Origin of the sequence: Sulfitobacter sp. HI0129, assembly GCF_001635395.1 — a bacterium.
Classification (GTDB): Bacteria; Pseudomonadota; Alphaproteobacteria; order Rhodobacterales; family Rhodobacteraceae; genus Sulfitobacter.
Map to the genome: position 1 here is coordinate 1 of NZ_LWGH01000209.1, position 9,632 is coordinate 9,632.

The window sequence follows — 9,632 nt, forward strand, 5'->3', positions numbered from 1 at the left end:
TCCCCGAAATTTACCGCGAGATCGCGCGGTTCAAGGCCGTGACGCTGCGCGGTGCCGAAGCCCCCGTAGAAGAGCGCCGCCAGGCGCTCGAAGCACTGGCCCAGCCCGGCGCGCCCCTGCGCCTGCTGGCGATCGAGCAACTGGCGCTGGTGGATATCGAAGAGGGCAATGCAGAAGCCGCCATCGCGCGCTATCGGTCCATCCTCGACGATGCGGAGCTCACCCCGGACTTGCAACAGCGTGCGCTACAGGTGATTGTGGCGCTGGGCGGGGAACCCGACGCCGAGGCTGTCGCGGCAGCCGATGTCGAGACCGCCGCTGAACCGACGCAATGATCCGCCCCGGAGCGGCATCCGTCACGGCACAGGCAAAGCGAGCAGGATCATGAACGATATTTCCTCCACCCGGACCGCCCCCGCCTGTCCGACCAACGGGCAGGGTGCTTCGCGCAGGGGCCTGCGCCTCATGGGCGGGACGCTGGTTGCCGCCCTGCTGCTGGGGGCATGCTCCGAAAAGGAAGTCTATCTTCCCGGCAAGCGTGAAGACATCCGCTCCGTCCTGCGGTCGGGGACGGGCCAGCCGCAGGATATCGTGGACACGGATACGCCGAACCGGGCGCAGGCCATTTCGCTTCCCCCCGCGCAGGTCAACGCAGACTGGACCCATACCATCGGCACCCCGCGTTACCGCGTGCCGCATCCGGCGCTGAGCGCGACGCCCCGCCTTGCATGGAGCGCCGATATCGGCGCAGGCGACAGCCGCAAGCTGCGCATCACCGCTGATCCGGTGGTGGCGAACGGGCGCATCTACACGCTGGACGCGGGCGCGCGGGTCACGGCCACCTCGACCTCCGGCGCGACGCTCTGGTCGCGGGATCTGACCCCGGCCACGGATGCACAGGGCCAGGCCACGGGTGGCGGGCTCGTGGTCGAGGGTGGAACGCTTTATGTGTCCTCCGGTTTCGGCATCCTCGCCGCGCTCGATGCCGCCACCGGCGCACAGCGTTGGCAGCAGGAGTTGGACGCGACAGGCTCCGGCACGCCGACAGTCTACGGCGATCTGGTCTATCTGACCGCTGGCGATGACACGGGCTGGGCGGTTGAAAAGTCCAACGGGCGCATCGCATGGCAGATCGGCGCCAGCACCGACATCAACAATGTGCTGGGTGCGCCCGCACCCGCCGTTACCGATACTTTCGCCATCTTCGGCTTCGGCTCGGGCGAGGTGAAAGGCGTGTTCCGGCAGGGTGGCGTGGGCCGCTGGGATACAGCGGTCGTGGGCAGGCGCCCGGGGCGGGCACTCGCCAGCGTGTCGGATGTGACCAGCGCGCCGGTGGTTTCGGGCAATACCGTCTATGTCGGCAATCAGTCCGGGCGGCTCGCCGCGCTGGACATCGACAGCGGCGACCGGCGCTGGACGGTCAAGGAAGGTGCGGTAGGCCCCGTGCTGCCCGTGGGCGGCAGCGTTTTTGCGATCACGGATCTGAACCGCTTGGTACGTCTCGACGCGGCGACGGGTGCGCGCATCTGGAGCGTGGCCTTGCCCTATTTCGTCAAGGACAAGCCGAAGCGGCAGTCGGAGATCCACCCCAACCACGGCCCGATCCTTGCGGGGGGGCGGCTGATCGTCGCGTCGGGTGACGGCTTCCTGCGCAGCTATGACCCGGTGAGCGGCGCGTTGACGGGCAGCGTGGCGCTGCCCGGTGGTGCCACGACGGCGCCGGTTGTCGCAGGCCGCACGCTTTACGTGGTCTCCGCCGACGGGCAACTGCACGCTTTCCGTTGACCGGCAAATGAGCTAAGGCGCAGGTTCCATCCGGCCTTCGGGCCAATCCGGAGCCTGTGCGCCATGTCCTTTACCCTCGCCATCGTCGGCCGCCCGAACGTCGGCAAATCAACCCTGTTCAACCGGCTGGTCGGCAAACGGCTGGCGCTGGTGGATGACCAGCCCGGGGTGACCCGAGATCTGCGCGAAGGTGCGGCGCGGCTGGCCGACCTGCGGTTCACGGTGATCGACACCGCCGGGCTCGAAGAGGTCACGGACGACAGCCTTCAGGGCCGGATGCGCAGGCTCACCGAACGGGCCGTCGACATGGCCGATATCTGCCTTTTCATGATCGATGCGCGGGTGGGGGTGACCCCTTCCGATCTGGTGTTTGCGGATATCCTGCGCAAGCGGTCCGCGCATGTGATCCTTGCGGCCAACAAGGCCGAAGGGGCCGCCGCCGATGCCGGCGTGATCGAGGCCTATTCCCTGGGTCTTGGCGAACCCGTGCGCCTGTCTGCGGAACATGGCGAGGGGCTCAATGACCTTTACACGCAACTCATGCCGCTGGCCGATGCCTTCGCCGAACGGGCGGAAAGCGACGCCCCTGAAACGGATGTGGACCTGACCGAGGAAGAGGCCGAAGAGACCGAGGATATGCCGGTGCCCACCGCGGCCAAGCCGCTTCAGGTCGCGGTCGTGGGGCGCCCCAACGCTGGCAAATCGACGCTGATCAACCAGATACTCGGCGAAGACCGCCTGCTGACCGGGCCGGAGGCGGGTATCACGCGCGATGCGATCTCGCTCCGGACGGACTGGCAGGGGGTGCCCATGCGCATCTTCGATACTGCCGGGATGCGCAAGAAAGCCAAGGTGCAGGAAAAGCTGGAAAAGCTCTCGGTCAGCGACGGTCTGCGCGCCGTCAAGTTCGCGGAGGTCGTCGTGGTACTGCTGGATGCCGAGATCCCGTTCGAGCAGCAGGACCTGCGTATCGCCGATCTGGCGGAGCGCGAAGGCCGCGCGGTCGTCATCGCGGTGAACAAATGGGACATCGAGGAAGACCGGCAGGGCAAGCTGAAGGCGCTGAAGGAAAGTTTCGAGCGGCTTCTGCCGCAGTTGCGCGGCGCGCCGCTGATCACCGTCAGTGCCAAGACGGGCCGGGGGCTCGACCGGCTCCATGCCGCAATCATGCGCGCCTATGAGGTCTGGAACCGCCGCGTCACCACCGCGCAGCTCAACCGTTGGCTTTCCGGCATGATGGAGGCGCATCCGCCCCCCGCGCCGCAGGGCAAGCGGATCAAGCTGCGCTACATGACGCAGGCCAAGACGCGCCCGCCCGGTTTCGTCGTGATGTGCAGCCATCCCGACAAGGTGCCGGAAAGCTACAATCGCTATCTTGTCAACGGCTTGCGGCTCGACTTTGACATGCCGGGCACGCCCATACGGCTGTGGATGCGCGGCCAGTCTGATGCGAATCCCTACAAGGGCCGCAAGAAGGCCGCGCCCTCCAAGCTGCGCAAACATACCGAAGGCCGGCGCAGCGACCGCTAGGAAGGCCGCTCAGCCGGTGCGGAAGGCGCGTAGCATGGGCACCAGCATCACGACCGCGCCGCCTGCCGCGACGGCCGCCACGATCGTATCCGCTTCGTAGGTGGCGACGATCACGGCTATCAGCGCCCATATCACGGCGAGGCCATAGGTGGGCGTTCGGCGCAGGGCGGCCTGCACGAAGGCACCGACCACGATGGCAAGCCCCAGGAAAACGATGGCCGCCATCGTGCGGTCCAACACCCCGTAGCCCGCCGCAACCACGCCCAACGACACGCAGGACGCCGCACTCAGCCAGCCTGCATAGAGCCCCACGGGTGCGGCCCCCCAGAGCGGGTCTTGTGCCGGGGCGAGGAAAAGGGCCGCCAGCGCGGTGAGCAGCATCGCCCAGATCAACACGGTGGCCCAGACCGGGCTGAGCACCGCCACGGCCAGCCAGCCGGTGCCGATGGCGAGCGAAAGGCAGAGCGGTTTTCGCATGTCATGCCACTGCGGGTCGCGCGGGGCCTTCCAGAGGCTCCATCCCGCCCCCGCGATCAGCCACGCATAGATCAGCCCCCAGATGGCAAAGGCATAGCCTGCGGGCTGTACTGCCGGGTCTTCCTGCGGAATGGGGAACTGGTCCGGGTCGAACCCGGCGAAGCCCTCCACCAGAAGGGGGGAGGCCGCAAAACTGATGCTGAGGAGGAGGGTAAGGACCGCGAGCGCGGTTCGCTGGGGATAGGTCATGGGAGGCCTTTCAAGCGGCTGGGCGCGCGGTTGGCCGCGCGCGCTGCTCTACCTTCGCGGATATGACCAGCCTTGGCAAACGCCGCGCCGCCGCAGTCGGCGCGGCGGAAAGCCCGTCAGGCCAACGCGCCGTTGGCGTCCAGTGTCAGCTTGCCGCCGAGATAGGGGGCCAGAGCCTCGGGCAGCTTGACCGACCCGTCGGCCTGCTGGCCGTTTTCCAGAACCGCGATCAGGCAGCGCCCGACCGCAAGGCCCGAGCCGTTCAGCGTATGCACGAAACGCGGCTTGCCCCCGTCGGCGGGTTTGTAGCGCGCGTTCATACGGCGGGCCTGAAAGTCCCCGGTGGTGGAGACCGAGGAAATCTCGCGGTAGCTGTTCTGGCCGGGCACCCATGCTTCGATGTCATAGGTCCGGCGTGCGCCGAACCCCATATCGCCGGTGCAGAGGATCACGGTGCGGTAGGGAATGCCCAGTCGCTCGAGAATATCTTCGGCGCAGCGCAGCATCCGCTTTTGTTCGGCATCCGACTCCTCGGGCAGGGTGATGCTGACCATCTCCACCTTTTCGAACTGGTGCTGGCGCAACATCCCGGCGGTGTCGCGCCCGGCGCTGCCCGCTTCTGAGCGGAAGCACAGGGTATGCGCCGTCAGGCGGCGGGGCAGGGCGGTTTCTTCCAGCACCTCGTCAGCCACCGAATAGGTCAGCGGCACTTCGGAGGTGGGCACCAGCCAGTAGCCATCGGTCGTCTGGTAGCTGTCGTCGCCGAACTTGGGCAGCTTGTCGGTGCCGTACATCGCCTCGGCCCGTACCAGCACAGGCGAATTCACCTCTGTCAGGCCGTTGGCGTCCACATGCGTGTCCAGCATGAATTGCGCCAGCGCCCGATGGATCCGCGCGACCGCGCCCTTGAGCATGACGAACCGCGCGCCCGAGGTCTTGCCAGCGGTGGCGAAATCCATGGACGGGGCGACGCCTGCGATCTCGAAATGTTCCTTGGGCGTGAAGTCAAAGGCGGGCTGTTCGCCCCAGCGGTTCACTTCGACGTTGTCGTTTTCATCCGCCCCGTCGGGCACGTCGTCGGCCGGCGCATTGGGAATGCGGGCCAGCATGTCCGTCAACTGTGCGTCCAGCTCCTTTGCCTCGGCGGACATGGCCGCGATCTCGGCCTTCTTGTCGCCCACGAGCTTGCGCAGCCGCTCGAACTCCGCCTCGTCCCCGCTCGCCTTGGCCGCACCCACCTGCTTGGAGGCCGCGTTCTGTTCGGCCTGCGCGGCCTCGGCGGCGGCGATCTTGCCACGCCGCGCCTCGTCGAGGCTCAGGATCTCGGCGGACATCGGTGCCTCGTCCCGGCGCGCCAGCGCGTCGTCGAAGGCCTTTGGGTTCTCACGGATGGCGCGGATATCGTGCATGGGAGCGTCCTTGGAAACGAGTCGGTCGCGGGCCTTATGCCTCAAAGCGCGCCGCTATGACAGATGCGCCTTGCCCCGCCCTCCGGCCCCAGGACGGCGCGGCAGGGAGGCTGGGCCGCGCCCTCCTTCTCGCCTTGCAAACCCCCCGGGCGGGGCATAGGTTCTGGCGAAATTCGCGATTGGGCCTTGGTCCCGCGTTCCAATGCCAGAAGGACCCCCCATGGAAGGTATTCAACAGTTCATCCCGCTGATCCTGATCTTTGCGATCATGTACTTCCTTCTCATCCGTCCCCAGCAAAAGAAGCTGAAGGACCATCAGGCCATGGTCGCGGCGCTGCGGCGGGGCGATCAGGTCGTCACGCAGGGCGGAATCATCGGCAAGGTCGTGAAGGTGAAGGATGACGGCGAGCTGGAGGTCGAGGTGGCCGAAGGCGTCAAGGTTCGCGTGGTGCAATCCACCATCGCCACCGTCCTGTCAAAGACCGAACCGGCCAAGTAAAGGCCCGCCCCGGCCGCAACGAAAGAAGGCGGAACCATGCTACAGATCGACCTGTGGAAGCGCGTGCTGATCGTGCTGACCTGCGCATTGGGCCTTTGGCTCGCGCTGCCCAACGCCTTTTACGGCCCGGTGGAGCAGCACAACGACGCGGTGAAGGCGATCGAGGTATCGGGCAATTCGCCCGATCTGGCGGCCCAGCGTGCGCTTTGGCCCGAATGGATGCCCTCGGGGCTGGTCAACCTCGGGCTCGACCTGCGGGGCGGTGCGCATCTGCTGGCGGAGGTCCGGGTCGAAGACGTCTATGAAAACCGGATCGAGGCGACATGGCCGGAGGTGCGCGACTCGCTGCGCAGCCTGACGCCGGTGCGGCGGCTGGAGTCGCCGGGCGAAGTGCTGCGCGTGCGACTCAACGACGCGGATAAGATGGCCGAAGCCCTGCAGATCGTGCGCGAACTCGCCCGCCCGGTGCAGACGCTGACGGGCGCGGGCGCCAACGACATCGAGGTTTCGGGCAGTGACGGGGTGATCACCGTCGTGCTGTCCGAAGCCGAAAAGCGCGCCACGGACGAGCGCACGATGCAGCAGTCGCTGGAGATCATCCGCCGCCGTATCGATGCCGTGGGCACGCGGGAGCCGACGATCCAGCGGCAGGGTGCGGACCGTATCCTGATCCAGGTACCGGGCATCGGGTCGGCATCGGATCTCAAGACGATCATCGGGACCACGGCGCAGCTGACCTTCAATCCGGTCGTTTCCCGCGGCAGCGACGAGACCGCCAATCCCGGCATCGGCAACGAACTTTTGCCCGCGGCGGACGAACCCGGTGTCTTCTACACCATTGAATCCGCGCCGGTGGTCACGGGCGAAGAGCTTGTGGATGCCCAGCCCGCCTTCGACCAGAACGGCGCGCCTGCGGTCAACTTCCGTTTCAACACCTCCGGTGCGCGGAAATTCGGGGATTACACGGCCGAGAACATCGGCTCCCCCTTTGCCATCGTGCTGGACGACGAGGTCATCAGCGCCCCGACGATCCAGAGCCATATTCCCGGCGGTTCCGGCATCATCACCGGTCGCTTCACGGTGGAGGAATCGACCAACCTCGCCGTGCTGCTGCGGGCGGGTGCGCTGCCCGCGGGCCTCGATTTCCTCGAAGAGCGGACGATTGGCCCCGAACTGGGGCAGGACAGCATCGACGCGGGCAAGATCGCGACGCTCGTCGCCTTCACCGCCGTACTGTTCTTCATGTGGGCAAGCTATGGCCTCTTCGGGATTTTCGCCAATATCGCGCTGATCATAAACGTGGGCCTCCTGTTCGGCGTGCTTAGCCTGATCGGGGCGACGCTGACGCTGCCGGGTATCGCGGGGATCGTGCTGACCGTCGGCATGGCGGTGGACGCCAACGTGCTGATCTTTGAACGTATCCGCGAAGAGATGAAGAGTTCCAAAGGCCCGGCCCGCGCCATATCGCTCGGTTATGAACGCGCGCTTTCGGCCATCCTTGATGCCAATATCACCACGCTCATCATCGCCGTGATCCTCTTTGCGGTGGGGTCCGGGCCGGTGCGCGGCTTTGCCATCACGCTCGGCTTCGGGATCATCACATCCGTCTTCACCGCCTTCTTCGTCACCCGTCTGATGGTCGTCATGTGGTTCGAGCGCCGCCGACCCAAGACCATCGCCCTCTGAGGAGACCGCAGAATGCCGTTGAAACTGGTTCCCGACGAAACGAACATCGACTTCTTCCGCCATGCGAAGTTGACCTTCGGCGCGTCCTGCGTGGCCATGGTGCTCTCCATTCTGGTCTGGGCCCTCGTCGGTCTGAACTTCGGCATCGATTTCCGGGGTGGCACCACGATCCGTACCGAAAGCCCGCAGGCCGTGGACATCGGCCTTTATCGCAGCGCGGTGGAGCCGCTGGGCCTCGGCGATGTGACCATTACGGAAGTTTTCGACCCCTCGTTCGGCGACGATCAGAACGTGGCCATGTTGCGCATCCAGTCGCAGGACGACGAAGAGGCGGCAACAGCCGAAACCATCGCCGCAATCGAGGCCGCGCTGACCGAAGTGCGCCCCGACATCAAGTTCACCAGCGTCGAATCGGTAGGGCCCAAGGTTTCGGGCGAACTCATCCTCGATGCGGTGCTGGCCGTCACGGGCGCGCTGGCGGCGATCCTCATCTACATCTGGTTGCGATTCGAATGGCAGTTCTCGGTTGGGGCGGTCGCTGCCCTGTTCCATGACGTGATCCTGACCATCGGCGTCTTTTCCGCGCTGCAGATCCGTTTCGATCTGGCGGTGATCGCGGCGATCCTGACCATCATCGGCTATTCGATCAACGACACGGTGGTGATCTTCGACCGGTTGCGGGAAAACCTGCGCAAGTACAAGAAACGCCCCCTGCGCGATGTCATGAACCTCAGTGTTAACGAGACCCTCAGCCGCACGATCATGACCTCGGGCACGACGCTGCTCGCGCTCATCGCGCTATTGGTGCTGGGGGGCGACGTGATCCGCGGCTTCGTCTTCGCCATCACTTGGGGCGTGATCGTCGGTACATATTCCTCGGTTTTCGTGGCCAAGAACATCGTGCTGTTCCTCGGTGTGAAGCGGGACTGGTCCAAGACGACCCCGGATCAGGGCAATCAATACGCCAACATAGATGCCTGACGCCCTGATGGCGGCGCTGCAGACCGATGGTCTGGCGCTGCTGGCACTGGCCGTGGTCATCGCCGGGCTGGTGCGCGGGTTTGCCGGTTTCGGCAGCGCCATGATCATCATGCCGGTGGCCAGCAGCGTTCTGCCCCCGATCGAAGCGGTGATCTTTTTGGTCGCGGCGGAACTCGTGGGCCCCTTGCCCAACGCGCCCGCCGCCCTGCGTGCGGGCCGCCCGCGCGAGGTGGGGCGGCTTGTTCTGGGGGCGGCGCTGGCCCTGCCGGTCGGCTTGTGGGTTCTGTCGCTCATCGAGCCTGAGGCCTTCGGCTGGATAATCTCGGGCATCGTGCTGACCCTGCTGGCGCTGTTGCTGACCGGCTGGCGCTACCGGGGCGCGATGACCCGGCGGCTGGTGACGGCGACGGGCGCGCTCGGTGGCTTCCTTACCGGGTTTTCGGGGATACCGGGGCCGCCCGTGATCATGCTCTACATGGCCAGTACGCTGCCTGCTTCGGTCGTGCGCGCGAACCTGACGCTCTATCTGCTGGCGGTCGACCTGCTGCTTTTTCCCGTGCTCTGGCTGATGGATCTCATGTCGTGGAACATCATTCTGCTGGGCCTTCTGGCCGGGGTGCCGAACCTTCTGGGCAACGTTCTGGGCGCGCGCCTTTTCGATCCGGCGGCGGAGCGTCTCTTTCGCGGGGTGGCCTATATCGTGATCGCCGCTTCCGCTATCATCGGTCTGCCAGTGTGGAAAGGATGACATCATGCGCCTGAACGAGGTAGTCTTTACCGATGCCAAACCGGTCGAAGGCTACGGCCCCGGCTTTTTCCGCATTGGCGGAGAGGTGGTGCACGGCCCGGTTCTCGCAGGGCCGCAGGGCACCCGGACATGGGCCGGTTTCGACGATACGGCACCGCTGCTGGCGCTGGCGGGGCAGGTCGATGTCCTTTTCCTCGGGACCGGGGCAGAGATCGCCCATCTGCCCGACAACCTGCGCGAAACTCTGGAGGAGGCCGGGGTGGGGGTG

Annotated in this window: 9 protein-coding genes and 1 pseudogene; 8 read left to right on the forward strand and 2 right to left on the reverse strand. The window is 65.9% G+C overall.

What is annotated here, in order from left to right; all coding sequences use genetic code 11:
- The 3 genes and pseudogenes from A3764_RS02325 to der all read left to right on the forward strand — a co-directional run.
- Positions 1-335, forward strand: a pseudogene (locus A3764_RS02325) (hypothetical protein); the annotation flags it as partial.
- A 130-nt stretch (positions 336-465) separates the two neighbouring features.
- Positions 466-1,785 carry a PQQ-like beta-propeller repeat protein gene (locus A3764_RS02330; protein ID WP_067925208.1) on the forward strand — a complete coding sequence of 440 codons (1,320 nt, stop codon included), beginning with the start codon at positions 466-468 and terminating at the stop codon, positions 1,783-1,785.
- Between the two features lie 63 nt (positions 1,786-1,848).
- Positions 1,849-3,315, forward strand: coding sequence for a ribosome biogenesis GTPase Der (gene der, locus A3764_RS02335; RefSeq protein ID WP_067925190.1), 1,467 nt, complete (start codon positions 1,849-1,851; stop codon positions 3,313-3,315).
- Positions 3,316-3,324: 9 nt separating this feature from the next.
- On the opposite strand, the gene A3764_RS02340 is transcribed toward der, so the two are convergent.
- Both A3764_RS02340 and serS read right to left on the reverse strand, forming a co-directional pair.
- Positions 3,325-4,041: a tryptophan-rich sensory protein gene (locus A3764_RS02340; protein ID WP_067925193.1), complete on the reverse strand. Its 717-nt coding sequence runs from the start codon at positions 4,039-4,041 to the stop codon at positions 3,325-3,327.
- Positions 4,042-4,157: 116 nt separating this feature from the next.
- Positions 4,158-5,450, reverse strand: a complete 1,293-nt coding sequence (gene serS, locus A3764_RS02345) for a serine--tRNA ligase (RefSeq protein WP_067951115.1) — start codon at positions 5,448-5,450, stop codon at positions 4,158-4,160.
- Positions 5,451-5,670: 220 nt separating this feature from the next.
- Here serS and yajC point away from each other — a divergent pair, with 220 nt between their 5' ends.
- The 5 genes from yajC to A3764_RS02370 all read left to right on the forward strand — a co-directional run.
- Positions 5,671-5,949, forward strand: coding sequence for a preprotein translocase subunit YajC (yajC, locus tag A3764_RS02350; RefSeq protein WP_067927891.1), 279 nt, complete (start codon positions 5,671-5,673; stop codon positions 5,947-5,949).
- Positions 5,950-5,985: 36 nt separating this feature from the next.
- Positions 5,986-7,635 (forward strand): protein translocase subunit SecD, encoded by a 1,650-nt coding sequence (gene secD / locus A3764_RS02355; RefSeq protein WP_067927888.1) that lies wholly within the window; start codon positions 5,986-5,988, stop codon positions 7,633-7,635.
- A 12-nt stretch (positions 7,636-7,647) separates the two neighbouring features.
- A complete protein-coding gene (gene secF, locus A3764_RS02360) occupies positions 7,648-8,616 on the forward strand; it encodes a protein translocase subunit SecF (protein WP_067927885.1) in 969 nt (322 codons plus the stop codon).
- The gene (locus A3764_RS02365; protein ID WP_067927882.1) at positions 8,609-9,364 is read left to right on the forward strand and encodes a sulfite exporter TauE/SafE family protein; all 756 of its coding nucleotides are present in this window, start codon (positions 8,609-8,611) and stop codon (positions 9,362-9,364) included. Before secF ends, A3764_RS02365 begins: the two co-directional genes overlap by 8 nt.
- Positions 9,365-9,368: 4 nt before the next feature.
- Positions 9,369-9,632: Mth938-like domain-containing protein (locus tag A3764_RS02370; protein WP_067951117.1), on the forward strand; the 264-nt coding region annotated here is incomplete at its 3' end.

Excerpts from the sequence above, each read along its gene's own strand:
- serS (WP_067951115.1), bottom strand. The coding sequence starts at position 5,450 with ATGCACGATATCCGCGCCATCCGTGAGAACCCAAAGGCCTTCGACGAC.
- secF (WP_067927885.1), top strand. The coding sequence starts at position 7,648 with ATGCCGTTGAAACTGGTTCCCGACGAAACGAACATCGACTTCTTCCGC.
- A3764_RS02340 (WP_067925193.1), bottom strand. The coding sequence starts at position 4,041 with ATGACCTATCCCCAGCGAACCGCGCTCGCGGTCCTTACCCTCCTCCTC.
- yajC (WP_067927891.1), top strand. The coding sequence starts at position 5,671 with ATGGAAGGTATTCAACAGTTCATCCCGCTGATCCTGATCTTTGCGATC.
- secD (WP_067927888.1), top strand. The coding sequence starts at position 5,986 with ATGCTACAGATCGACCTGTGGAAGCGCGTGCTGATCGTGCTGACCTGC.
- A3764_RS02330 (WP_067925208.1), top strand. The coding sequence starts at position 466 with ATGGGCGGGACGCTGGTTGCCGCCCTGCTGCTGGGGGCATGCTCCGAA.
- der (WP_067925190.1), top strand. The coding sequence starts at position 1,849 with ATGTCCTTTACCCTCGCCATCGTCGGCCGCCCGAACGTCGGCAAATCA.
- A3764_RS02365 (WP_067927882.1), top strand. The coding sequence starts at position 8,609 with ATGCCTGACGCCCTGATGGCGGCGCTGCAGACCGATGGTCTGGCGCTG.